Source organism: Brevibacterium sp. Lmc1 (assembly GCF_057654315.1).
In genome coordinates this window covers 2,705,028-2,728,432 of sequence record NZ_CM172803.1, presented here as the reverse complement: position 1 = coordinate 2,728,432, position 23,405 = coordinate 2,705,028, and the positions used below count along the sequence as shown (strand labels likewise).

21 protein-coding genes are annotated in these 23,405 nt (G+C 66.1%); 18 read left to right on the top strand and 3 right to left on the bottom strand.

The annotated features are described in order from the left end of the window. Positions 1-67: 67 nt before the first annotated feature. From AC239G_RS12195 to AC239G_RS12165, 7 genes are all read left to right on the top strand, one after another. Positions 68-709 (top strand): hypothetical protein, encoded by a 642-nt coding sequence (locus tag AC239G_RS12195; protein WP_139468783.1) that lies wholly within the window; start codon positions 68-70, stop codon positions 707-709. Beyond that, positions 699-1,070 carry a hypothetical protein gene (locus tag AC239G_RS12190; RefSeq protein WP_139468782.1) on the top strand — a complete coding sequence of 124 codons (372 nt, stop codon included), beginning with the start codon at positions 699-701 and terminating at the stop codon, positions 1,068-1,070. The genes AC239G_RS12195 and AC239G_RS12190 overlap by 11 nt, the downstream gene beginning before the upstream one ends. A 90-nt stretch (positions 1,071-1,160) precedes the next feature. After that, a complete protein-coding gene (locus AC239G_RS12185) occupies positions 1,161-2,099 on the top strand; it encodes a bifunctional riboflavin kinase/FAD synthetase (RefSeq protein ID WP_139908423.1) in 939 nt (312 codons plus the stop codon). A 91-nt stretch (positions 2,100-2,190) separates the two neighbouring features. Continuing rightward, on the top strand, positions 2,191-2,460 hold the full coding sequence (rpsO, locus tag AC239G_RS12180) for a 30S ribosomal protein S15 (RefSeq protein ID WP_039210907.1): 270 nt from the start codon (positions 2,191-2,193) through the stop codon (positions 2,458-2,460). A 333-nt stretch (positions 2,461-2,793) separates the two neighbouring features. Further along, entirely contained in the window at positions 2,794-5,016 is a 2,223-nt protein-coding gene (locus AC239G_RS12175) for a polyribonucleotide nucleotidyltransferase (RefSeq protein WP_376907120.1), read from the top strand. A 62-nt stretch (positions 5,017-5,078) separates the two neighbouring features. Continuing rightward, positions 5,079-6,350, top strand: coding sequence for a M16 family metallopeptidase (locus AC239G_RS12170; RefSeq protein ID WP_446657220.1), 1,272 nt, complete (start codon positions 5,079-5,081; stop codon positions 6,348-6,350). 77 nt (positions 6,351-6,427) lie between these two features. After that, complete coding sequence (locus AC239G_RS12165) at positions 6,428-7,015, top strand: TetR/AcrR family transcriptional regulator (RefSeq protein WP_181272036.1); 588 nt, start codon at positions 6,428-6,430, stop codon at positions 7,013-7,015. 105 nt (positions 7,016-7,120) lie between these two features. Here the strand turns inward: AC239G_RS12165 and AC239G_RS12160 are convergent, their stop codons facing one another. Next, positions 7,121-7,786: an SDR family NAD(P)-dependent oxidoreductase gene (locus AC239G_RS12160; RefSeq protein ID WP_181272037.1), complete on the bottom strand. Its 666-nt coding sequence runs from the start codon at positions 7,784-7,786 to the stop codon at positions 7,121-7,123. A gap of 115 nt (positions 7,787-7,901) precedes the next feature. On the opposite strand from AC239G_RS12160, the gene AC239G_RS12155 reads away from it, so the two are divergent. From AC239G_RS12155 to AC239G_RS12120, 8 genes are all read left to right on the top strand, one after another. Next, positions 7,902-9,086: a glutamate dehydrogenase gene (locus AC239G_RS12155; RefSeq protein ID WP_487488973.1), complete on the top strand. Its 1,185-nt coding sequence runs from the start codon at positions 7,902-7,904 to the stop codon at positions 9,084-9,086. A 4-nt stretch (positions 9,087-9,090) separates the two neighbouring features. Beyond that, complete coding sequence (locus AC239G_RS12150) at positions 9,091-11,178, top strand: acetate--CoA ligase family protein (RefSeq protein WP_487488972.1); 2,088 nt, start codon at positions 9,091-9,093, stop codon at positions 11,176-11,178. A 2-nt stretch (positions 11,179-11,180) separates the two neighbouring features. Beyond that, positions 11,181-12,815, top strand: coding sequence for a thiamine pyrophosphate-binding protein (locus AC239G_RS12145; RefSeq protein ID WP_487488971.1), 1,635 nt, complete (start codon positions 11,181-11,183; stop codon positions 12,813-12,815). A 70-nt stretch (positions 12,816-12,885) separates the two neighbouring features. Further along, positions 12,886-14,052: an acyl-CoA dehydrogenase family protein gene (locus AC239G_RS12140; protein WP_487488970.1), complete on the top strand. Its 1,167-nt coding sequence runs from the start codon at positions 12,886-12,888 to the stop codon at positions 14,050-14,052. A 184-nt stretch (positions 14,053-14,236) separates the two neighbouring features. Further along, positions 14,237-14,863 carry a superoxide dismutase gene (locus AC239G_RS12135; protein ID WP_135539373.1) on the top strand — a complete coding sequence of 209 codons (627 nt, stop codon included), beginning with the start codon at positions 14,237-14,239 and terminating at the stop codon, positions 14,861-14,863. A 122-nt stretch (positions 14,864-14,985) separates the two neighbouring features. Further along, entirely contained in the window at positions 14,986-15,555 is a 570-nt protein-coding gene (locus AC239G_RS12130; protein WP_487488969.1) for a GNAT family N-acetyltransferase, read from the top strand. A gap of 221 nt (positions 15,556-15,776) precedes the next feature. Beyond that, the gene (dapB, locus tag AC239G_RS12125; protein ID WP_139908414.1) at positions 15,777-16,523 is read left to right on the top strand and encodes a 4-hydroxy-tetrahydrodipicolinate reductase; all 747 of its coding nucleotides are present in this window, start codon (positions 15,777-15,779) and stop codon (positions 16,521-16,523) included. Further along, a complete protein-coding gene (locus AC239G_RS12120) occupies positions 16,523-16,981 on the top strand; it encodes a tetratricopeptide repeat protein (RefSeq protein ID WP_139908413.1) in 459 nt (152 codons plus the stop codon). Before dapB ends, AC239G_RS12120 begins: the two co-directional genes overlap by 1 nt. On the opposite strand, the gene AC239G_RS12115 is transcribed toward AC239G_RS12120, so the two are convergent. After that, on the bottom strand, positions 16,944-18,224 hold the full coding sequence (locus AC239G_RS12115) for a heparan-alpha-glucosaminide N-acetyltransferase domain-containing protein (RefSeq protein WP_487488968.1): 1,281 nt from the start codon (positions 18,222-18,224) through the stop codon (positions 16,944-16,946). The two genes, AC239G_RS12120 and AC239G_RS12115, sit on opposite strands and share 38 nt — an antisense overlap. Positions 18,225-18,292: 68 nt before the next feature. Between AC239G_RS12115 and ypfJ the strand changes: the two genes are divergently transcribed. The 3 genes from ypfJ (at position 18,293) to AC239G_RS12100 (ending at position 22,022) form a co-directional block, all read left to right on the top strand. Then, positions 18,293-19,171, top strand: a complete 879-nt coding sequence (gene ypfJ / locus AC239G_RS12110) for a KPN_02809 family neutral zinc metallopeptidase (RefSeq protein WP_181272045.1) — start codon at positions 18,293-18,295, stop codon at positions 19,169-19,171. A gap of 161 nt (positions 19,172-19,332) precedes the next feature. Next, the gene (locus AC239G_RS12105; protein WP_487488967.1) at positions 19,333-21,333 is read left to right on the top strand and encodes an oxidoreductase; all 2,001 of its coding nucleotides are present in this window, start codon (positions 19,333-19,335) and stop codon (positions 21,331-21,333) included. Continuing rightward, positions 21,330-22,022 (top strand): TetR/AcrR family transcriptional regulator, encoded by a 693-nt coding sequence (locus tag AC239G_RS12100; protein ID WP_487488966.1) that lies wholly within the window; start codon positions 21,330-21,332, stop codon positions 22,020-22,022. Before AC239G_RS12105 ends, AC239G_RS12100 begins: the two co-directional genes overlap by 4 nt. An 11-nt stretch (positions 22,023-22,033) precedes the next feature. Here AC239G_RS12100 and AC239G_RS12095 read toward each other — a convergent pair whose 3' ends face one another. Then, on the bottom strand, positions 22,034-23,347 hold the full coding sequence (locus AC239G_RS12095; protein WP_487488965.1) for an ATP-binding protein: 1,314 nt from the start codon (positions 23,345-23,347) through the stop codon (positions 22,034-22,036). Between the last annotated feature and the right edge of the window lie 58 nt (positions 23,348-23,405).

Below are 23,405 nucleotides of genomic sequence, written 5' to 3'. Positions count from 1 at the left end.
TAGTTTGTATTCATCAGATACAACCGAAACCATTGTGTCTGAGGCTATCATCTGGTCTACTTGTCCTATGTTTGTCTTGACCATCGACCAGCAGGATTCGCGGTCGAACGCCGACGCGGTGCCCCGCATCCTCGATGCTCTCTCTCCGATCGACACGGTCGTTCCCTTCGCCCGCACCATCGGTGACGAGGTCCAAGGGGTCCTCGACGGTCCCGACGCCGTCGCCGAGGCGGTGCGCCGTATCGGCATCGACTCCGGTTGGCATATCGGCCTCGGAATCGGCGAGGTCGAACGGCCGCTGCCCGAGACGACCACCGAGGGTAGGGGAGAAGCCTTCTACTCCGCTCGCCAGGCGGTCGAAGCAGCCAAATCCGCACCCGTCCACCTCGTCGTGAGCGCCGACCCGGACGTCGTCAGCGCCGATGCGGACAGTGACCATCGTGGGCTGGCGGAGGCAGCTCTGCGGCTCCTCATCAGCACGCTGACAGAGCTGCGCGGTCACTCCCGCGGCTACGTCGGATACCGACTGGACCACCCTGATGCCACTCAGGCCGAGATCGCCGCGGAATTCGACGTCTCCCAACAGGCGGTCTCTCGGGTGCTGGCGGCCGGTCCCGCCGAGATCATCGCCGGGGCCGAGCATCTGGCCCGGCACCATCTCGACCGGCTCCAACGAGCCCTATCGGAAGGAGACGCACATGTGGACTGACGTGCTCGTCGCCATCGCCGCCGCCATCATCGCGGCCCTCATCGGCTGGCCACTCGTCCCGCTTCTCCTCCGTCTGACCCATGCGGGCCCGGGCTCCAAGCCCGAACGCACAGGAGCCGAGGACGTCGAAGTCCTGCGCGGCGGACTGTGGATCGGCATCGTTGAACGCGCACTCATCGCCGGTGCGATCGTGCTCGGTCGCCCCGAACTCATGGCCGTGGTCATCGCGGTCAAAGGGCTCGGGCGCTTCGCGGAGATCAAGTCCTCGGCGGCCGCGGGGGAGCGGTTCATCATCGGCACCTTCGTCTCCATCGCCTTGGCCTCCCTCCTCGGCGTCATCGGGTGGGCGATCGTCGCCTGAACCCGTCCTTCCGCCTCGGCGAGGTCCGGGTTAGGAGGCGGAAGATCTCTGCGATAATCTGAATCGGTGCACGGAAGGAGCGAATGTCTGGTGGAGCTGTATCACGGACTCGGTGAGGTCGAGGTCGACGCTGTCGGCACCGTCGTCACCCTCGGCAACTTCGACGGCGTGCACCGCGGACACGAAACGGTCCTGACCACCGTCGCCGCCCTGGCCAGGCAAGAAGGCCTGCGCTCGATCGCAATGACCTTCGACCCGCACCCGCGCACGGTCCACCGCCCCGACGAGCCGACCGTGATGATCAACTCGACCCGGCAGCGCGCCGACCTCATCGCCGCCACCGGAATCGACGGCCTCCTCATCCAGCCCTACGACCTCGACTTCGCCGCCCAGTCGGCCGAGGAATTCGTGCGCCGGTACTTCGTCGAAGCCCTGCGCGCGAAGATCGTCGTCGTCGGCGACGATGTCCGGTTCGGCAAGGACAACGAAGGCACGATCGAGACTCTGCGCCGCCTCGGCGAGAAATTCGGGTTCCGGGTCGAAACGATCGACGAAGTCGGGCGCGGGGGACGGTATTCGTCCTCCCGGATCCGGGAGCAGCTCACCGGCGGTGATGTCGCCGAGGCGGCCGACCAGCTCGGGCGCTACCACGCCCTCCACGGCACCGTCGTCCACGGCGATGCCCGCGGCCGCGACTTGGGATTCCCGACGGCGAACCTCTCGGAGAATCCCGATGGACTCGTCCCCGCCGACGGCGTCTACGCCGGCTGGGCGACGTTCTCCGGTGAGGATCAGGCGTACCCGGCCGCGATCTCCGTGGGCACGAACCCGACCTTCCAGGGGCAGGTCCGACGGGTCGAGGCGTACGTGCTCGACAAGGAATTCGGCGAATTCGACGTCTACGACCGTGAGATGACTCTCGAATTCGTCTCCCGCATCCGTGGGCAGGTCGCGTTCACCGGGATGGACGACCTCATCGTGCAGATGCATGAGGACATCGCCGATGTGCGCGAGGTCCTGCACACCTGATAAGCTGATCTCTGCCGTTTTCACCGGCCGCGGTCCCATAGGGCAGAGACTTCAGGTCCCTGCGCCGCGCAACGACACGAAGGAGAACTCCATGGCTCTCGATACCGCTGTGAAGCAAGAGATCATCAAGGAATATGCAACTCATGAGGGCGACACCGGTTCTCCCGAGGTCCAGGTTGCACTGCTGACCCGCCGGATCACCGACCTGACCGAGCACTTCAAGGATCACAAGCACGACCACCACTCGCGTCGTGGCCTGCTGCTCCTCGTCGGCCAGCGTCGCCGCATGCTCAAGTACCTCGCGAAGGTCGACATCGAGCGTTACCGCTCGCTCATCAAGCGCCTCGGCCTGCGCCGCTGATTCGACTCAGCGCAGCTGAAATGGAAGCGTCCCACCTTCGGGTGGGGCGCTTCTGTGCTTCTGCGGTAGACTTCGTACCGGACAACCACGCCATGGACGTTTCGGTCTTCGGTAGTGGCCTCCGGAGGAATGAGCGCTTGAGCGCCGGTTCCGTGGGCCCCGATCGATGACCGGCTTGGATCCATGGGATGTCCGAGCCAATATCCCGCCGGAACGACGCGGGGTCGCGCACTGCCGAGGCACACCGCCGAAGGCAGCGCGTCCACTCGTGCGTTGAGAACTATCACCTGCGCACCGCAGACCACCGCGTGCCGGCACAACATAGGAGACTACGTGGGACTCAACCCTGAATCCGCCGTTGCCCATATCGACAATGGCAGCTTCGGTTCGCACACCATCCGCTTCGAGACCGGGCGTCTGGCTCAGCAGGCCGCCGGCTCCGCCGTCGCCTACCTCGACGACGACACCATGCTTCTCTCGGCCACTGCGGCCGGCAAGAACCCCCGTGAGGGCTTCGACTTCTTCCCTCTGACCGTCGACGTCGAAGAGCGCATGTACGCCGCCGGACGCATCCCCGGTTCGTTCTTCCGCCGTGAGGGACGCCCCTCGACCGATGCGATCCTCACCTGCCGCCTCATCGACCGCCCGCTGCGCCCGTCCTTCGTCAAGGGCCTGCGCAACGAGGTCCAGGTCGTCGTCACCGTGATGTCGGTCAACCCCGACCACCTCTACGACGCCCTGGCCATCAACGCAGCCTCGATGTCGACCCAGCTGTCGGGTCTGCCGTTCTCCGGCCCCATCGGCGGTGTGCGCATCGCGCTCATCGACGGCCAGTGGGTCGCCTTCCCGAACCACTCGCAGCTCGAGGACGCCGTATTCAACATGGTCGTCGCCGGTCGCGTGGTCGGTGACGACGTCGCCATCATGATGGTCGAGGCCGAAGCCACCGACAACGCCATCGACAAGATCAAGACCGGCGCCCAGGCCCCCACCGAGGAGGTCGTGGCCGAGGGTCTCGAAGCCGCGAAGCCGTTCATCGCCGAGCTCTGCCGTGCGCAGTCCGAACTCGCCGATCGCGCCGCGAAGCCGACCGTCGAATTCCCCGTCTTCCGCGACTACGAGGACGACGTCTTCGAAGCCGTGAAGGAACTCGCCGAGGCGAAGCAGACCGAGAACTTCAAGATCGCCGACAAGCAGGAGCGCGAAGCCGCCGGCGCCGCCCTCCTCGACGAGCTCTTCGAGAAGCTCGGTGAGCGCTTCGAAGGCCGTGAGAAGGAGATCGCGAACGCTCTCAACGCCCTGACCAAGCAGGTCGTGCGCAAGCGCATCCTCACCGACCAGGTCCGCATCGACGGGCGTGGGCTCAAGGACATCCGTCCGCTCACCGCCGAGACGAACGTCGTTCCGCGCGTGCACGGTTCGGCCATCTTCGAGCGCGGCGAGACCCAGATCCTGGGCATCACCACGCTCAACATGCTCAAGCTCGAGCAGACCATCGACTCCCTGTCGCCGGTGACCTCCAAGCGCTACATCCACCACTACAACTTCCCGCCCTACTCGACCGGTGAGACCGGCCGCGTGGGCAGCCCGAAGCGCCGCGAGATCGGCCACGGTGCACTGGCCGAACGCGCCCTCGTGCCCGTTCTGCCCAAGCGTGAGGACTTCCCGTACGCGATCCGTGAGGTCTCCGAAGCCCTCGGTTCGAACGGTTCGACCTCGATGGGCTCGGTCTGCGCCTCGACGCTGGCCATGCTCTCGGCCGGTGTGCCGCTGCAGGCGCCCGTCGCCGGCATCGCCATGGGTCTCGTCTCCGACGTCATCTCCACCGACCAGGGTGAGCAGACCGCGTACGCGGCTCTGACCGACATCCTCGGTGCCGAAGACGCCTTCGGCGATATGGACTTCAAGGTCGCCGGTACGCGTGACTTCATCACCGCGATCCAGCTCGACACCAAGCTCGACGGCCTTCCCGCCTCGGTGCTCGGTGCCGCCCTCAAGCAGGCCCGCGAAGCACGCATGGTCATCCTCGACGTCATCGCAGAGGCCATCGACGCTCCGGCCGAGATGGCACCGACGGCACCGCGGATCATCTCCGTGAACATCCCCGTCGACAAGATCGGTGAGGTCATCGGGCCCAAGGGCAAGATGATCAACCAGATCCAGGAGGACACGGGCGCGGACATCAGCATCGAAGACGACGGAACCGTCCTCATCGGTGCCACCGACGGACCGGCCGCCGAGGCCGCCCGGTCGATGATCAACGCGATCGCGAACCCGCAGGTTCCCGAGGTCGGCGAACGCTACCTGGGCACCGTGGTCAAGACGATGAGCTTCGGCGCATTCGTGTCCCTGACCCCGGGCAAGGACGGCCTGCTGCACATCTCCGAGCTGCGTAAGCTCAACGACGGCAAGCGCGTCGAGGACGTCGAAGACGTCGTCGGCGTGGGCCAGAAGGTCCAGGTCGAGATCACGAAGATCGATGACCGCGGCAAGCTGTCGCTGGCTCCGGTCACCGACGAAGACGAGAAATCGGACGAAGAGGGATCAGACAACTGATACTGAGCAGTTCGCACACCGGGGAGGGCAGCCGAATCGATCGGTCTGTCCTCCCCGGTGGTTTGACGCTGACCACCGAACACATGCCGGGTCTGGCCTCGGAGACGATCGGGATCTGGGTTGCAGCCGGGTCCCGTGACGAATCCGCAGAGACCGCCGGCTCGACGCATTTCCTCGAGCACATGCTGTTCAAAGGCACCGGCAGCCGCGATGCGAAGACCATCGCCGCCGCCTTCGACCGCACCGGCGGGGATTCGAATGCGATCACCGCCAAGGAGCTCACCTGCTACTACTCCAGGTGCCTGGTGACGGATCTGCCGAACATCACGGGCCTGCTCGTCGATATGGTCTCGAACTCCCAGCTCGACGTCGAGGAGTTCGAACGCGAGCGCGGTGTCATCATCGAAGAGCTCGCAATGTCCGCCGACGATCCCGGAGACGTCCTCTTCGACGACTTCGATTCCCTTGTCTTCGGGCCGCATTCGCTGGCCCGGCCCGTAGGTGCGACGAAAGATCAGATCCGCGTGCTCGGTCACCACACGGTCATCGACCACTATCAGTCGACGTATATCCCGCCTCGTCTGGTCATCGCCGCCGCGGGCGGGGCGACCCACGAAGAGGTCCTCGCGATGGTTGAGGATGCCCTCGCCGAGGCGGGGCTCGGATCCCGTGCCGACGTCTGGTCGGGCGCGGGGAACGGGGACGCCGCCTCGGTGGCGAAAGGCTCCCACCTCGGTGGGGCCGCACGGGTGCGTCCGGAGTTCCACTCCGGGAAGTCGCACACCGTCAAAGACATCGAACAGCTGGGCGTCATGCTCGGCTGCGAAGGCCTGCCCGAAGGCGACGACGACCGGTTCATCTACTCGGTCATGCTCACCATGCTCGGCGGGGGAATGTCGTCGCGGCTGTTCCAGAGCGTGCGAGAGGAGCGCGGACTGGCCTATGCCGTGAACTGCGTGGCCAGTCAGTTCACGGATACCGGCACCTTCGGCATCTATGCCGGATGCACGGCCGAGAACGCTCAGGCCGTCGTCGATCTGGCGGTGAGCGAATGGGATCGGTTGGCACAGGTGACACCGAGCCAGTTCGAGCTCGACGAGATCGTGTCCCAGCTGTCGGGGTCGATGGTGCTCGGACTCGAGTCTTCTGCGGCGCGGATGAATCGTCTCGCCCGGTCGGAGATCTTCGGGCTGCCGCTCGAATCGCCGATGGACCTCATCGAACGCGTCCGCTCGGTCACGGCCGAGGACGTCAGCGAGATGGCCGGGCGGCTGCTGTCGCGGCCCAAGGCTCTGGCGCTGGTCGGACCGGCCGCCGAGGTCGAACTGCCCTGATCGCGTCGCCGCGTTCGGGGCGTCGAGCCTCGGGCGCGGGATGCCGTCCGGCTGGAACGTGAAAGGAGACAGGCGAGATGGCGAGGAAGAGCGCAGCGGTTCGCCGGGAGGAGATCCTGGCGGCCACGGTCGAGGAGATCGAGGCGACGGGTCTGCGCGCGCTGCGGGTCTCCGACGTCGCCGCGCGTCTGGGCTTGAGCGCCAGTCTCGTCATCTACCACTTCGAGACGAAGGAAGCCCTCGTCGCCGAGGCCTTCGATTTCGCCGGGCGGCAGGACATCGACCGTGCCCGGGAGCTGGCTGCCGGGCAGGTCTCGGCTCTCCAGCGACTGCGGGACGTCGTCGGCTGGTACCTGCCAAGCGGCTCCTCGCGCAGTTGGAAGATCTGGATCGACGCTTGGTCGGCCGGACTCTTCGATGCTGGTCTGAGAGCAACATTCGCCGCTCTCGACCGGGAGTGGAAGTCGATTCTCGTGCACCTCATGGACGAGGCCATCGCGGCGGGGGAGTGCACGGCACCTGAAGGCGGCACCGCGTCGGGCGCGACCAGGGTCCTCGCCTTCCTCGACGGCCTGGCTATCCAGGTGATGGTCAATTCGGAGACCGTTGACACAGAGGCGCTGAGCACCTGGGTCGACGACTTCCTCACCCGCGAACTCGGCTGAGGGTGATTGTTGGGTCGATCCACGGTGTTCTGCACGTCCAGAACGCCGCGGATCGACCCAACAATGCTTCCGTGCGGTCATGTGGTCGACTGCCGTGCGCTCCCATCAGTAGCGAGCGGAGAACCCTCCGTCGGCAGACAGCAGCTGGCCGCTGATCCACCGACCCTCAGCAGAGAGCAGAAATGCAGTGACCCCGGCGATGTCGCGAGGAGTGCCCATGCGGCCGAGCGGCTGATAAGGGATCAGCCCGGTCCTCGTCTCTTCGTCCATCCAGCCCGTATCGATCGGCCCAGGATTGACGACGTTCGCAGAGATCCCCTTCGGTCCGAGTTCCCGCGCAGCGGAGATGACGATTCGATCGAGCGCGCCTTTCGATGCTCCATAGGGCAGATTGCCCGTGGCGTGATCGCTGGTGAAGGCGACGATCGCGCCTCCCGACTCGCCGATCTGCTTCGCGAACGCCGCGATGAGGAGCAGCGACGCGCGTGCGTTGACAACCATGTGGCGGTCGAAGCTGTCGGCGGTGGTGTCCAAGATCCCGGACTCTTCGCCGTGCGCATGGCTGAGCACCAATCCGTCGATGGTGCCATGATCCCTGCTCACCCGACCGACCAGCTCCTGAGCTTCCTGAGCCGATGACAGGTCGCACGGGTAGTCTCCGCGATCGAGATCGCTCGTGCACACGGTCCAGCCGTCGGACGACAGTCGTGCGGCCACTCCCGCGGCGATGCTGTTCTCTCGTCCGGCTCCGGTGATGAGTGCTGTCGGCATGCTTCGATCCTAGCGGCCTTGACGTGGTGGCCCTCACCCGGACAGACTGGAGTCACACGTCTTACTGAATAGCGGTTCAGTAAGAGTCTTGAGACGCCGATCTTTTGGGAGCCCCATGTTCATGGACATCACTTGGCAGGATCCGGACACCGGTGCACACGGGTACGTCGTCATCGACACCCTCGTGCGCGGCACCGCTTCGGGCGGTCTGCGCATGCGCAAAGGCTGCACCCTCGAGGAGGTGCGCGGACTCGCCCAGGGGATGACCCGCAAGGAAGCGATCCATCTGCGCGAGGGCCGACACTATGTGCCCGTCGGCGGAGCCAAGGGCGGAATCGACTTCGACCCCCGCGCACCCGGAGCCAAGGACGTCCTCGAACGCTTCCTCGTCGACATCAACCCGATCATGCACGCCTACTGGGCCCTCGGCGAAGACCTCGGCGTTCGCCAGGACGACATCGACGAGATCCTCGCCCGCCGCGAACTCGGCTCGGGACTCTCCGCCGTCAACAAGCTCGTCGACGATCCCGTCGCCGTCGAGGCCCGTGCGGAGAAGGCCTTCTCCGCCGTCGTCGACGGCGTCGCCCAGGACGAACTCGTCGGCGGCCTCGGTGTGGCCACCTCGGCGATTGCGGCCCTGCACGACGCCGGCCGCGACCCCAGCGAATCCACCGCCGTCATCCAAGGATTCGGCTCCATGGGCGGTGCCACCGCCCGCTATCTCGCCGAGGCGGGACTGCGCATCGTCGGCATCGCCGACGCCGACGGGTTCGTGTCCAACCCTGCCGGGCTCGACGTCGAAGCGCTGCTGGTCACCCGGGACCAGTTCGGCGGAATCGACCGCGAAGCGCTGCGCCCGGAGGACCGCGTCGGCGATCGCGACGACTGGCTCGCCGCCGACGCCGATGTCCTCGTCCCCGCGGCCGTGAGCTACTCGATCACGCCGGACAACTGCGACCGCATCACCGCCTCACTCATCGTCGAGGCCGCGAACATGCCTGTCCTGCCCGCGGCCGAAGAGACGCTGCTGGCTCGCGGCGTCACCGTCGTCCCGGACTTCCTCGCGAACTCGGCGACGAACGCCTGGTGGTGGTGGGTGACCTTCGGCGACGTCGACGGCAGCTGGGACGACAGCCGCGCCATCGTCACGACGACCCTGCGCGATCTCACCACCGAAGTCCTCACCGCTGCCCGTGACCTGGGCATCAGTCCCCGGGCGGCCGCTCAGGCGAAGGTCGAAGCGAATCTCGCAGCCTTGTGCGATCGCACTGCCGCTGCCGTTTCGGCGCCGGAAAGCTAGCGATATGGACGCGTTCTTCGATCCCGGCAGCGTCGCCGTTCTTGGAGCATCGAACGATTCCAGCAAATGGGGTTTCTGGCTCGCCGCCGGAGCCCTGCGCGGAGCCGAGCGCCGCCGCGTCTACCTCATCAACGCCACAGCCGCCTCGATCCAGGGCCAGCCGACGTACGCTCGCCTGAGAGACCTGCCGGAGACGCCCGAGCTGCTCGTCATCTCCGTGCCCGGCCCCACCGTCGCGGGAGTCGTCGCCGAAGCACTCGAGAACGGAGTGCGCGCTTTCCTCATCATCTCCGCCCGCGTTCCCGACGCCGACCGACTGGCTGCCACGATCCGTGAGACCGGCGGCCGCCTCATCGGCCCGAACTCGCTCGGGATCGTCGACTCACACACCGATCTGCTCCTGGCCTGGGGCAACTTCATTCCCGGAAGTCTCGCCGTGGTCACCCAGAGCGGCCAGCTCGGCACGGAGATCGCGACACTCGCGGCCCGCAGCGGACTCGGCGTCTCCCGATTCGCTTCGATCGGAGGACAATCCGACGTCCGCGCCGCCGAGGTGCTCGCCGCCCTCGTCGAAGACCCCGCCACCGCTCAGGTCGCGCTCTACCTCGAATCCTTCACCGGCGGAGCCGCCCTCGTCTCAGCCCTCAAAGCCCTGCGCGCCGCCGGGAAGCCGACGATGATCCTGACTACAGGAGCCTCCAGCGCAGGAGCGCGTCTCGCGAGATCCCACACCGGATCGATTACCTCGGCCATGGACACCGTCGATGCCGCCTGCCGGGCCGCCGGCGCCATCCGCCTGGCCACTCCCGGACAACTCGTCGAACTCGCCGGATTCTTCGCCTCCGCCTGGCTGCCGAAAGACCGGCGCATCGGTGTGCTCTCCGACTCGGGCGGACAGGGAGCGATCGCCGCCGACACCGCCGAGAGCTGGGGACTCGACGTGCGCGAACTCAGCGCCGGCGGTGCCGGACGCGTGAGCGAACTGCTGCCCGAGGCCGACCACATCGTTAATCCCATCGACCTCGACGGCGCAGGAGAGAAGAACCTTGATGTCTATGCTGACCTCGCCGAGGTGCTGCTGACCGATACGGACATCGACGCTGTCGTTGTCTCCGGATACTTCGGCTGCTACGGCGAGGACGTCCCCGACCTGCGCGACCGAGAACTGGCTGTCGTCGATCGTCTGGGCGAGCTCGTCGCCGAGGCGAAGAAGCCCGTCATCGTCCACTCGATGAGCGCATCGTCGCCCGCCGTCACCCGTCTCTGGGAGCTCGGCATACCCGCCTACACCTCCATCGAAGCGGCCATGCGCGTGCTCGCCCGCGCCGGCTTCTACGCCGCCCATTCGGGTCGGCTCACCGAATCCCTCGAACTCACCGGCCCCGTCACCCCGTGGGGCACCGGATATGCGGCCGCTCGTGCAGTGATCGCGGGCGCTGGGATTCCCGTCCCTGCCGCTGTGACTGTGGGCAGCGTGGGCCCCGGGGAGTCCCGTGCACCCGCCGAGGCGGCCGCGTCATCCGATCTCAGACCGCCGTTCGCGCTCAAGGCCGGATGGCCCGCCCACAAGACGGAGGTCGGCGGCATTGTTCTGGGTCTGAACGACCTCACCGCAGTCGAAACGGCATACGCGGACATGGCGGGTCGCCTCGGCGAAGGGGAGTACATCCTCGAGGAGATGGACACGCGCGATCACGTCGTCGAGATCCTCGTCGGGGGTCGGCAGGACGAGAACTTCGGTCCGCTCGTCATCGTGGCCGCCGGCGGGACGGAGACCGAACTCTTCGCCGATATGTGGCTCGAACTCGCCCCCGTCACCCACACCGAAGCCTTGGACATGATCTCGCGGCTGAGCTGCTCGCGGCTGCTCACCGGGTGGCGGGGCAGACCCGCCGCGGATATCGACGCCCTCGCCGAGATCATCGTCGCGGTGTCCAGACTGGTGGCCGGGAACAATGCCATCGCCGAGATCGAGATCAACCCGGTGCGAGTCGCCCCGGACGGCGCCTTGGCCGTCGACGCACTCGTCGTGACGACGGAGGACCCGACAGCAGAGAACGTGCCAGCAGAGAAACCGAACAGCGAGGAATGAGAATGGACCAGACGACCATCACCGGCGGAGCACACCTGGCTCGTGCGCTCCGGGCCGAAGGGATCACCCGCGTCTTCGGAATCCCCGGCACCCACAACCTCGAGATCTTCGCGCAGCTGAGCGCCGCAGGCATCGACATCGTCTCACCTCGCCACGAACAGGGCGCGGGCTACATGGCCGATGGAGCTGCCCGCGTCACCGGCGAGGTGCAGGTCATCGTCACGACCACCGGACCGGCCGCGCTCAACGCACTCACCGCCCTGCTGCAGTCCTTTACCGATTCCGTGCCCGTCCTCCTCATCACCCCCGGCATGCCGTTGACCCACCCCGGCCGCGGGAACGGACTCCTCCACGAAGTGCGCAACCAGTCCGCGGCGCTCTCGGCGGTACTGACCGAGGTCATGCGGGTCACGAGTCCCGGCGAGGTGTCGCTGGCAGTCGGGCAGACGCTGTCGGCGATGCGTTCAGGCCGGATCCGCCCGGCCGCCATCGAGATCCCCCTCGATCTCATCGAGGAGACCGGTCCGGGCACGCTCCATCCGTCCGTGGCCCGGGCGCTGCCGGCTCCCGTGGCCTCCGAGATCGATGCTGCCGCCGAGGCGATCGCCTCCTCCCAGCGCCCGCTCATCATCGCCGGGGCCGGAGCACACGGAGCAGGAGCGGAGGTCGCCGCTCTGGCCGAGTCACTCGGAGCGGGAATCGTCCTGTCCTCGAACGCGAAGGGACTCGTCGATGACCGCGCCGAGACCACCATCGGCGCCGTCGGGGTCCTCGAGCTGCTTCCAGAACTCACAAGCGATGCCGATGCGGTCATCGCGATCGGTACGGAACTGGCACCCAGTGACTTCTGGCCGGAACCCCTGCCGCTGCCCGACACCGTGGTGCGCATCGACATCGACGAAGTGCAGATGCTCACGAACGCGTCCGTCACCCATCCGATCCTCGCCGCCGCGAAGAACGCGACAGCGGCCCTGAACGAACAAGTGTCAGCGCTGCGGACGGAGTCCGCGACCGCCGCCGCACGGAACTGGACGGCCGGCTGGAAGTCAAGGGCCGCCTCGGCGATGGAAACCGACGGCCGACCTTGGGCCGATCTGTCGGCCGCACTCACAGCGTTCGCGGAATCGGACACCTCACCGCTCTTCGTCGCAGCGGATTCGACGATGGCCTGCTATTACGGGGTGCAGACCGGGTGGAAAGCTCGCTCCGGTGACCGGTTCCTCTACCCGGCCGGGGCGGGCACGCTCGGTTACGGGCTGCCCGCCGGCATCGGTGCGAAACTCGCTGCTCCGCAGGCCAGAGTGGTCGCGGTGGAAGGCGATGGGGGATCGATGTTCACGATCGCCGAACTCGCCGCGGCCGTGCAGGCGGGCGTGCGGATGTGCCTCATCGTCGTCGACAACGGCGGGTACGGGGAGATCCGCAATGAGATGGAGGACCGCGGGGACACTCCGTCAGGGGTGAAGCTCACCGGGCCGGATTTCCCGGCACTCGCGCAGGCGATGGGGGCACGCGGAATCCACGTCGACGGCGCGGACGCGCTGCTGGCCGCGCTCACCGAGGCGGAGGCAGCGGTCGGCCCGACGCTCATCCACATCACCGAGGATTCCCGGGCCGGAGCGGACATGCTCGGCTGACCGGGGACGAGGGACGTCGGCCGGGCGCAGTGAGGCGCCCGACCTCCACTGACACTTCGAAGGAGAACTGATGAGCTACACACCTTGGCCGCTGAGCGATGAACAGCATGACATCCTCGACCTCGTGCGCGGATTCGCCCACGACACGATCCGTCCGGCCGGTCGCCGCGTCGACGAGGCCGACACCGAATCGCCGGTCGACATCTTTGCGGCGGCAGCCCGGCTCGGGATCACCGACTTCATGATTCCCGAGGAATTCGGCGGCGGCGGATTCACCGATGTCTTCACTCAGTGCCTTGTCCAGGAACAGCTGTGCTTCGGGGATCCGGGCATCGGGAACTTCGTGTGCTCGAACGGCTTCTTCGCCGACCCGATCCTCGCATTGGGCACGCCGGAGCAGAAGGAGGAGTGGCTGCGCCCGCTGACTGGAGCAGACCCGAAGATCACGGCGCTGGCAACGACCGAACCCGGATCCGGATCGGACTCGGCTTCGATCATCACCCGGTCGGATGCCGTCGACGGTGGGTACGTGCTCAACGGGCAGAAAGCCTGGATCTCGAACGCGGGGCTCGCCGACTTCTACGTCGTCTTCGCCAAGACCGACTCGAGCCGTCGCTCCCGCGGAATCAGCGCATTCCTGCTGCCCAGGGAGACCGAGGGGATGGAGTTCGGTGCGCCGATGAAGAAGATGGGACAGCGGGCCATCGTGTGTCGGGAGATCTTCTTCTCCGACGCATTCGTGCCCACGTCGGGCCGCCTCGGCGAGGAGGGGCAGGGCTTCTACGGACTCATGCGCACCTTCGACATCTCACGGGTGGTGCTCGGTGCTGCGGCGCTCGGCACTGCTCGGGCGGCCTTCGAATATGCGCGTGACTATGCGCGGGAGCGCACGCAGTTCGGGACGAAGATCATCGATCACCAAGCCGTTGCGTTCCGGCTAGCGGATATGTCCTCGCGGATCGATGCGGCGTGGCTGCAGGTGCTCAATGCGGCGCGGATGCTCGACGCCGGCGATGCCGTTGATCGACAGCGGATGACGGCCACGGCGGCGATGGCGAAGCTGAACGCCTCGGAGACGGCCATGTTCTGCACCTGGGCGGCCGTGCAGACCCTCGGCGGATGGGGGTATTCGCGAGAGCATCCCGTCGAGCAGTGGATGCGCGATGCCAAGCTCGAGGAGATCGAGGAGGGCACCTCGGACATCATGCGGCTGCTCATCTCACGCAACCTCGGGTGAAGGTGTCTTGAGCGATCTCGGGCGGAGGTGTCTTAAGCAATCGCGGGCGGGGAAGTGATCCCGTCACTGCGCGTCATATGGAATAGGATGACGGATCCCCTTGTTGTCCGAGATGAGACCCTGGGATAGGGTCGAAATGAAGCCACCGATGTGGTGGTCATCAAATCTGATCAGGAGGAATCTCATGGCTGAGCAGTACACACTTCCGGAACTGCCCTACGACTACTCCGCTCTTGAGCCGCACATCTCGGCTCGCATCATGGAGCTGCACCACGACAAGCACCACGCCACCTACGTCAAGGGCGCCAACACCGCCGTTGAGCAGCTGGCCGAAGCCCGCGAATCCGGCAACCTCGCCAATGTGCCGAAGCTGACCCGCGACCTCGCGTTCAACCTGGGCGGTCACGTCAACCACTCGATCTTCTGGAACAACATGTCCCCGGACGGTGGAGACAAGCCGGTCGGTGAACTCGCCGCAGCCATCGACGACCAGTTCGGTTCGTTCGACAAGTTCCGCGAGCACTTCACCACCGCGGCCACCACGATCCAGGGCTCCGGCTGGGCCGTCCTCGTCTACGACCAGCTCGGCGGAAACCTCTTCATCGAGCAGCTCAAGGACCAGCAGTCCGACATCCAGCTCGGCGGCACCCCGGTTCTGCAGCTCGACATGTGGGAGCACGCCTTCTACCTCGACTATCAGAACGTCAAGCCCGACTACGTCAAGGCTTGGTGGAACATCGTCAACTGGGCAGACGCCGGCGCACGCTTCGACCGCGCAGTCGCTCAGACCAAGGGCCTCCTCCTCGGCTGAGACCCCAATTGCTACCTGACGGCGGCCCAGCATCCTCGCACGAGGTTGCTGGGCCGCCGTCAGGTTGTTTGAGACCTCGGAGCGGGCGCTGGCGGACCGGCGACTGCGGATAAGGTGGCCGGATGAGCGCAATTCTCCGACCCTGGCAGTCAGGCGCTTCGGGTGATGCCGAGGCGTTGGCTGAGGTGTATGAGCGGGCCGATGACGCACTGCTCAGAAACATCCCCGACGACCGCACGATCGGTGGTGCCCGGACAAGGCTGGAGACCATCACCGACGCCGAGGCAGCCGGTGACCTCTGCGCTCGGGCGATCATTGATGACGGTGACCGTTCAGGGCGACGAATCCTTGGAAACGTCATGGCCTCCGGGATCGAACGCCGGCACTCGAGCGCGTGGATCTCCTATTGGTCCGTGGCCGAAGCCCGCGGCCAGGGCCTGGCGTCGGCAGCGCTGCGCAGCCTCGTCGACCTCCTCCACGACGAACTCGGGATCTACCGGCTCGAACTCGGCTACCGGGTGAACAACCCGGCTTCGGCGGCAGTCGCGAGGAACGCGGGTTTCCTCGTCGAAGGCCGCGAACGAGAGAAACTCCTTTACGACGGCATCAGATACGACACCGAGGTCTGCGCTCGGCTGAGTGGAGACCCGCGGCACCGTGGACCGCGCATACCGTTCGACCCACCTCGTTGACCCCGCATCGTCCCCTCCAGAACTACCTGACGGCGGCCCAGCAACCTCGCGCCAGGTTGCTGCGCCGCCGTCAGGTAGTAATTGGGAGTGTTCGGATGGTCACTGGATGTGAAGAGAACTGCCGAGGGTCGCTAGACTGACTGGCGGAGATCGTTCCGGTCGTCTCGCCTCGGCCCGACCGGCACACCTCGCAGGGATCATCGCACAAGGAGTCACAGCATATGAGCATTCGCGTAGCCGTCATCGGAGCCAAGGGTCGGATGGGATCCCACGCCGTCGATGCGATCAACGACGCCGAAGGACTCGAACTCGTCGCCGCACTCGGCAGCAGCGATTCGCTGGAGACCCTGCTCGATCAGAACATCGACGTCGCCGTCGAACTGACCGTTCCCAAATCCACCGAGGACAATGTCACCTTCCTCGTCGAGAACGGCATCGACACCGTCGTCGGCACCACCGGCTGGGACAACGACCGCCTGGCCCGGCTCGAAGCCACGCTGAAGAACCACCCGGAGACTGCGGTGCTCATCGCCCCGAACTTCTCGATCGGTGCCGTCCTGGCCATGCGCTTCGCCGAGCTCGCGGCCCCCTACTTCGACTCGGCCGAAGTCGTCGAGATCCACCACACCCGCAAACTCGACGCCCCGTCCGGCACGGCGAACCACACGGCCCAGCGCATCGCCGCCGCCCGCAATGCCGCCGGTCTGCCCGCCGTTCCCGACTCCACCGAATCCGATCCGCAGGGTGCACGCGGTGCCGTCATCGACGGAATCCACGTCCACGCCATCCGTCAGCAGGGCATGAACGCCCACGAAGAGATCCTCTTCGGCTCCGACGGCGAAGCCCTGACCATCCGCACGGACTCGCACTCCACCTCGGCGTTCATGCCCGGCATCGTCACCGCCGTGCGGTCCATCGCCGATTACACGGGGCTCATCCACGGCCTCGAGAACATGCTCGACCTCTGATGTCGAAGGCCAAGATCGGAGCGATCATCGTCTCCGTCGTCCTCGTCTTCTACTTCGTCCTCATGGGACAGCGGGCGTGGATCCTCGTCCGCGAACCTGCGATGATCCCCAAGATCATGGGTATCGCCCTGTTCGTCCTGCCCGTCATCGGCGCGTGGACGCTCATCGTCGAACTCGTCTTCGGTGCCCGTACGGAGAAGCTCGCGCGCATCCTCGGTGAGGAAGGCGGACTGCCCGTCGACGACCTGCCCAGGACGCCGGGCGGGAAGATCATCCGCGAGGCCGCCGACAGGGAATTCGTGAAGTACCAGGCCGAAGCCGAGGCCGCACCCGAGGATTGGCGGTCCTGGTTCCGGCTCTCGTGCGCCTACGATGCCAGCGGCGACCGCAAACGAGCGCGGGCCACGATGCGCAAATCGATCAGCCTTTTCCGGGAAGGTCAGAAGCAGGGCGCTTAGGTCCCGGCGACGCCACCCTGATGATGCCCGCGATTCCGCCTTCCAACGGGCCGCGGGCGCTGACAAATGCTTTCCACAGCAGAGGCAGCAGCACGAATGTGAGTGCGTGGATGACGAACTCAAGAGTCTGCTCGCCCGTCGTTGCGGATTCCTCCAACGGATCGCGGACGATCTGAGACCTCGTGATCTCCAACAGCACGACGTGCGCCGAATACACGCTCAACGGCATCGATCCCGGAGCCGACAGCGGTGCGAGCACCCATGACTGGCGACCCAAGAGCGCTGCAGCGGCCTGGCAGGCAGCGATCGTCATCACCGCGGTTCCACCGGTGGAGAGCAGATCGAACGGCGTCCCCGAATGCGGTCCCGCGATCGCCAGCCACCACCACGACGTCGCCGGAGTCACGCCGTAGCTGCCGGTGAACAGGGCCGCCGTGAGATCCGTGCCCCACATCTGCGCAACCTCCACGAGCGCGGCATCACCGCCGAAGACATTGAGCAGAATCCATGAGGCACCGCGACCGATGATGAAGAGCCCGAGTCCGGCGGTGAACAGCGCGAGTAAGTGGCGGCCGATTTCGAGCTTCGCCACGGCCATGCCGAGCAGAATGTACGACAGCCACTGCAGCACCGGGTAATAGCCGGTGAGGAAGAGGTCGGTGAGCATCGTCCCCGGCGTCGCGAAGTCGAAGAAGCCCATCGGCAGGTAGCTCGGTTCGAGGAGGAACGTCGAACGCACCCACATCGAGACGACGGGGGAGACGACCATCCAGACCCCGGCGATCGCGAACAGCGCCCCCGCGCGCAGCCGCAGGAAGAACAGGGCGAGGGCGAACATGATCCCGTAGTTGACGAGGATGACCGCGAGCAGTCCGGAGATCGACCCGAGGCAGAGCCCGATGAGGACGATGGCCGCCGCCCGGATGAGCACGCTCGGTGCCGCATCGCGCAACCGCCCCGACACTGCCATCCGCGATCGGGTCGAGAGCACCAGGGAACAGCCGGCGAGGACCGCGAACAGCGCCGAGGCGCGCCCGGCGAAGACCGCCGCCCAGGTCGGCATCCCCGTCTCGTCGCTGAGGGCGAAGATGTGCGTGACCATCATCGCCAAGAGGGCGATCCCGCGGGCGACATCGAGTCCGATGAGCCGCCCATCGGGGCTGAGCCGACGGGCAACCCTCGCCGAGGTGGCCGTGGAGTCCGCGTCGTGCGCTCGGTGAGGTTCCGCCGGGTGAGAGCTCATGGAACGATTCTCACACGACTTCACTTCTGCGCGCCCTCCCGCGTACGCTCCCGGGGTATCTTTATGCCATGACCTTCAACCCGAACGCCGATATCAGCGGCAACAGGACGAGCAAACGCGGTCGCAACACCGCGATCGTCGGGGGCGGCGGCGTGGGCATCGTCGGCCTGCTCGTCTTCCTCATCGGACCGCTGCTCGGCGTTGATGTCACCGGACTGATGGGCGGAATCACCCCTGACGACGGCGGCCAGAACCAATCGAGCGGGACGAGCATGTCCCAGTGCGATACGGGCGAGGATGCGAACACGAACATCGACTGCCGAATGGCCGGAGCACAGGTCGTTCTCGACGACTACTGGGCGCAGAAGGTCGACGGCTACGAACCGCCGGCGATGACACTGGTCGACGGTCAGACCTCGACCGGTTGCGGGACCGCATCGAACCAGGTCGGACCCTTCTACTGCCCGGCCGATCAGGGCGTCTACATCGATCCGAGCTTCTTCGACATTCTGCGCCAGCAGTACGGTGCCTCGGCCGATGAGCTCGCCCAGCTCTATATCGTCGGCCACGAATGGGGTCACCACATCCAGAACATCACGGGTGTGATGAGCGAACATCCGAACAACGGCACGGGTCCGGAGAGCAACGGCGTGCGCACCGAACTCCAAGCCGACTGCTACGCAGGCGCCTGGCTGGGCAAGGTCACCACTCTCACCGACGACAACGGCACTCCGTATCTCGAAGAGCCCTCCAAAGAACAGCTCGACGACGCTCTCAACGCGGCCTTCGTCGTCGGCGACGATCACATCCAGGAGCAGTCCGGCTTCGTCAACCCGGAATCCTTCACCCACGGCTCGAGCAAGCAGCGCCAGAAATGGTTCACCACCGGATACAACGAGGGCCTGAACAGCTGCGACACCTTCGAAGTGTCGGGCAACGAGCTCTGACTGACGGTTCCGCCCAACAGCAATCGCACCCCCCAACCGGCGATCGACACCTCGGGAGCCAACCCTTGCCGCCGTTCGTCATACGGTGATATGAATAACTGAGGCAGCCCCATCGAGGGGCAGCCACCCAGTCCCACCCGACGATCTGATCAAGGACGATCATGTCTCAGCTGTTCCCGCACCTCTTCGAACCCATCACCATCGGCTCCACAACGATCCGCAACCGCATCGTCTCCTCCGGACATGACACCGTCCTCGACGATCACGGCCACATCGGCGACGACCTCGTCGCCTACCATGAGGCCCGCGCGAAAGGCGGAGCCGGACTCATCGTCCTCCAGGTCTCCGGCGTCCACGAAACCGCCCGCTACACCAGCCACGTCCTCATGGCCACCGACGAATCCTCCGTCCCCGGTTACCAAAACGTCGCCGAGGCGGTCCACCGCCACGGAGCAACGATCTTCGCCCAGCTCTTCCACCCCGGCCGAGAAGTCATGGACGGCGAGCGCGGCATGGCACCACGGGCCAAGGCCCCGAGCGACGAACCGCAGGAACGCTTCAAAGTCGTCCCCGAGTCTCTGACCACCGCTGAGGTCAGAGACATCATCGCCGGCTACGGACATGCAGCGAAACGCATCGCCGACTCCGGAATCGACGGCGTCGAGATCGTCGCCAGCCACGGCTACCTGCCCATCCAATTCTTCAACCCCTCCGTCAACACCCGCACCGACGACTACGGCGGCAGCCCGGAGAACCGTCGCCGTTTCCTCACCGAGGTGGCCCAGACCGTCCGTCAGTCAGTCGGCCCTGACGTCGTGGTGGGCGTGCGGATCTCCGGTGAGGAGAAGACCGAGGACGGCCTCGTCGCCACCGAGATCCTCGACCTCATCGAACACCTCGACTCCCTGACCACCGACGGCGTCGACTGCCTCGACTACTTCTCGATTACCGCCGGCGATTCCTCAACCCTGCAAGGCGCCGTCCACATCGTGCCCTCGATGCAGATCGACCCCGGCTACGCCGCGAACCTGTCCGAACAGGTCAAGAAGATCACCGCCAAGACCGTCATGGTCGCCGGCCGCATCAACCAACCCCACGAAGCCGAAGCCGCGATCGCCGAGGGCCGCACCGATATGGCGATCATGACCCGCGCGATGATCTGCGACCCCGAAATCGCGAACAAGTCCGAATCCGACAAGGTCGACGAAATCCGCGCCTGCATCGGCTGCAACCAAGCCTGCATCGGCCACTTCCAACAGGGTGTGCCGATCTCGTGCATCCAATACCCCGAATCCGGCCGGGAACTCACTTTCCTTCCCCGACCGACGGTGCGCACACGACGCAAGATCCTCGTCATCGGCGGGGGACCGGCCGGACTCAAGGCCGCCGCGGTCGCCGCCGAACAGGGCGATGACGTCGTCCTGTGCGAAAGGGAGCCCCACCTCGGCGGGGCGGTTCTCCTGGCTCAGGAACTGCCGTATCGGTCCGAATTCGGGGGAGCGGCGACGAACCTTACCGCCGAGGCGGCCCGCGCCGGCGTCGACATCCGCACCTCCGTACCGGCCACCCAGGACCTCATCACCGAGGTGGCCCCCGACCACGTCATCATCGCCACGGGAGCCGAACAGCGCATGCCTGCCCTTGAGATCGCCGACGATGCGCTCGTCATCGGGGCTCGCGACTATCTGCGAGAGCCCCCGGACCTGCCGCCCGGACGCGTGCTCGTCACGGACTGGAAGGGCGACTGGATCGGACTCGGCATCGCCCTGCGGCTGGCCGAGTCCGGGCGACACGTGAGCTTGGCGACTGCGGCGAACTTCGCCGGTGCCGCCATCCAGCAGTACACCCGCACCCTGCTCGTGTCCCAAGCGCTGCGGACCGGTCGCATCGAATTAGTCAGTGATGCCCGACTTGTCGGCGTCGATGCCGACACCGGGTACCTGCAGTCCACTCTCTGCGAGGTCGTTCACGAGGTCGACGGTGTCGCCGCGACGATCGTCTCCGGAGCACCGCGATCTGTTCCGGTCGACCTCGACTTCGGGGCCGCCTCGGTGACGGTGATCGGCGACGCCCTGGCACCGCGCACGGTCGAAGAGGCCGTGTACGAAGGACTGACCGCGGCCACCGAGCTGGCCGAACGAGACGAACCGGTCACGGCGTGAGCCCGCGTCCGGCCCAACCGCCCGAGCAAGCCGAGGCGAAGAAGGCGGCGATCATCGCGGCCACCCTCGACCAGATCGTCGACCGAGGCCCCACGGCTGTCCGCATGTCCGATGTAGCGAAGGCCGTCGGCATGTCGGTCGGGACAGTGCAGTACTACTTCGGGTCACGCGATGCCCTACTCGCCGCAGCTTTCTCGGCCCACAGCGATGCGGTGCTCAAGGACATCGCCGACATGGCGAACCATAATGGCAAGAACACAGGCGAAGGGACAGAAACCGGTTCGCTTCGGTCCCGCCTGCACGCGGCCTTCACCGCCGTCCACGAGGTCGGCAACCACGGCCAGAGGTCGCGGATCTGGATCGAGCTCGTCACCGCGGCACGCACCCATACGAGCCTGCAAGACTGTGTCGATTCCGTCTTCGCCGGTTGGCGCAGCCTGTTCTCACGCATCATCGGTGACGGCATCAGGACCGGAGATTTCACTCTTTACGGGCTCACCGCCACCGAGGTGGTCGATACGTTCATCGCCATCATCGACGGCTTCGACCTCGCCGCCGTTGCCGGACAGGGACCCGAGCCGACGACGATGGCGCGCATCCTCGGCGCGACTGCGGACGGCCTGTTGAGCGGTGGGAGTCCGGGCGCCGCTGCGACGCATTCGGGTCCGCACAATCCGGTCCGGTCATAGCCCGGCCCGCCTCACAGCCTGGCGATCGTCTCCACGTCCTCACCGAACTCCCGGGCCGTCTCCTCGGACACCGTCGCCCGTGTCGCCCGCAGCGCTTCGAGATAGTCATCGGTCGAAAGCACGTCGGTCCGCAAAGCGATATCGACGTGCTGCTGTCGCAGCGACGAGGCCAGCGCTTCCTGCGAAGCACGCCGGGCCGCATATTCGATATCGGCCGGGGTCAGCCCGTCACTGGCATCGACGAGCACATCGAGATCGACACCGGCGATCGTGTGCTCTGGAATGTAGCGAGACCAGATCGCCTCCCTGGCGGTGGCATCCGGCAAACCGATGGGGATGACATAGTCGAAGCGCCCATGCCGCAGGAACGCCGCATCGAGGGCACGGACGAAGTTCGTCGCACAGATGAGCAGCCGGCCCTCCCGATCCCGGAACTCCGCAACCTGCTTGAGCAGCTCATTCGTCACCCCCTGCGTCGGCGACGGCGGCTCACCTCCGCGCTTCGACGCGATCTCCTCGACCTCATCGATGAACACCACAGCATGTTCGAGCTCATTGATCTGCTCGAACGTTGTGCGCAGACCCGCGGCCACACCGCCGGGCTCACCGGACAGACGCGACGGGAACACCTCGACGAACGGCCAGTCCAACCGCGATGCCACCGCCTTCGCGAACGTCGTCTTCCCCGTCCCCGGCGGACCGAAGAGCATCACCGCCCGAGGCGGCACGACCCCGAAATGATCGGCGAGATCCGGTTCGGCCAAGGGCACGACGAGGCGATCCTCGAGCATGTCCTTCTCCTCTTGCATCCCGCTCACCCCATCCCAGAGGTGGCGGGGCAGAATCCGTCCCCCGACCGTTTTGAGTCGGTCGAGCTCACGACGTTGGACGGGCAAGTGCCGCTCGACGTACTTCAGCCCGGACCGGGCCTCGAAACCGTTGGCCACCAGACCATCGCAGGCCGACGTCCCCGCGGGAATGAGCATCGACAGCTTCCCCAAGCCCAGCGGCATGAGGCGTCGTTCGAGCGCATCGAGCAGCCCCGCCTCGGCGCGGGTGCCCTGCTCAGGATCGGCACGCACCGTCTCCAGGACATGGAAGAACACGAGAACTCCCTGACCGTGTGCGGCGCGGCCGACGGCGGCACCGACGATCTCCTCATCGCGGACGGCCACGACGGCCTGATTGCGCTGGCAGGCGGCCAACACCTCGGAGAGCGGATAGAGCGGGGGAGCGGCCTCGGATTCCGGGACGGCGGCTTCGAAGAGACGGATGATTCCGTCGAGGTCATCATCATGGAAATCGCGGATGCGGGTGCGGGTCATCGAAAACTCCTTTGTTTCGGTGGCGGGCAGGGCTCAAGAGTAGACGATCGAGCGGCTG

What these genes read in the sequence shown, in the direction of transcription:
- AC239G_RS12145 (WP_487488971.1), top strand. Translation starts at nt 11,181, where the DNA reads ATGGACCAGACGACCATCACCGGCGGAGCACACCTGGCTCGTGCGCTC.
- AC239G_RS12095 (WP_487488965.1), bottom strand. Translation starts at nt 23,347, where the DNA reads ATGACCCGCACCCGCATCCGCGATTTCCATGATGATGACCTCGACGGA.
- AC239G_RS12195 (WP_139468783.1), top strand. Translation starts at nt 68, where the DNA reads ATGTTTGTCTTGACCATCGACCAGCAGGATTCGCGGTCGAACGCCGAC.
- AC239G_RS12115 (WP_487488968.1), bottom strand. Translation starts at nt 18,224, where the DNA reads ATGAGCTCTCACCCGGCGGAACCTCACCGAGCGCACGACGCGGACTCC.
- dapB (WP_139908414.1), top strand. Translation starts at nt 15,777, where the DNA reads ATGAGCATTCGCGTAGCCGTCATCGGAGCCAAGGGTCGGATGGGATCC.
- AC239G_RS12140 (WP_487488970.1), top strand. Translation starts at nt 12,886, where the DNA reads ATGAGCTACACACCTTGGCCGCTGAGCGATGAACAGCATGACATCCTC.
- AC239G_RS12120 (WP_139908413.1), top strand. Translation starts at nt 16,523, where the DNA reads ATGTCGAAGGCCAAGATCGGAGCGATCATCGTCTCCGTCGTCCTCGTC.
- AC239G_RS12190 (WP_139468782.1), top strand. Translation starts at nt 699, where the DNA reads ATGTGGACTGACGTGCTCGTCGCCATCGCCGCCGCCATCATCGCGGCC.
- AC239G_RS12150 (WP_487488972.1), top strand. Translation starts at nt 9,091, where the DNA reads ATGGACGCGTTCTTCGATCCCGGCAGCGTCGCCGTTCTTGGAGCATCG.
- AC239G_RS12165 (WP_181272036.1), top strand. Translation starts at nt 6,428, where the DNA reads ATGGCGAGGAAGAGCGCAGCGGTTCGCCGGGAGGAGATCCTGGCGGCC.
- AC239G_RS12160 (WP_181272037.1), bottom strand. Translation starts at nt 7,786, where the DNA reads ATGCCGACAGCACTCATCACCGGAGCCGGACGAGAGAACAGCATCGCC.
- AC239G_RS12135 (WP_135539373.1), top strand. Translation starts at nt 14,237, where the DNA reads ATGGCTGAGCAGTACACACTTCCGGAACTGCCCTACGACTACTCCGCT.
- rpsO (WP_039210907.1), top strand. Translation starts at nt 2,191, where the DNA reads ATGGCTCTCGATACCGCTGTGAAGCAAGAGATCATCAAGGAATATGCA.
- AC239G_RS12130 (WP_487488969.1), top strand. Translation starts at nt 14,986, where the DNA reads ATGAGCGCAATTCTCCGACCCTGGCAGTCAGGCGCTTCGGGTGATGCC.
- ypfJ (WP_181272045.1), top strand. Translation starts at nt 18,293, where the DNA reads ATGACCTTCAACCCGAACGCCGATATCAGCGGCAACAGGACGAGCAAA.
- AC239G_RS12105 (WP_487488967.1), top strand. Translation starts at nt 19,333, where the DNA reads ATGTCTCAGCTGTTCCCGCACCTCTTCGAACCCATCACCATCGGCTCC.
- AC239G_RS12155 (WP_487488973.1), top strand. Translation starts at nt 7,902, where the DNA reads ATGTTCATGGACATCACTTGGCAGGATCCGGACACCGGTGCACACGGG.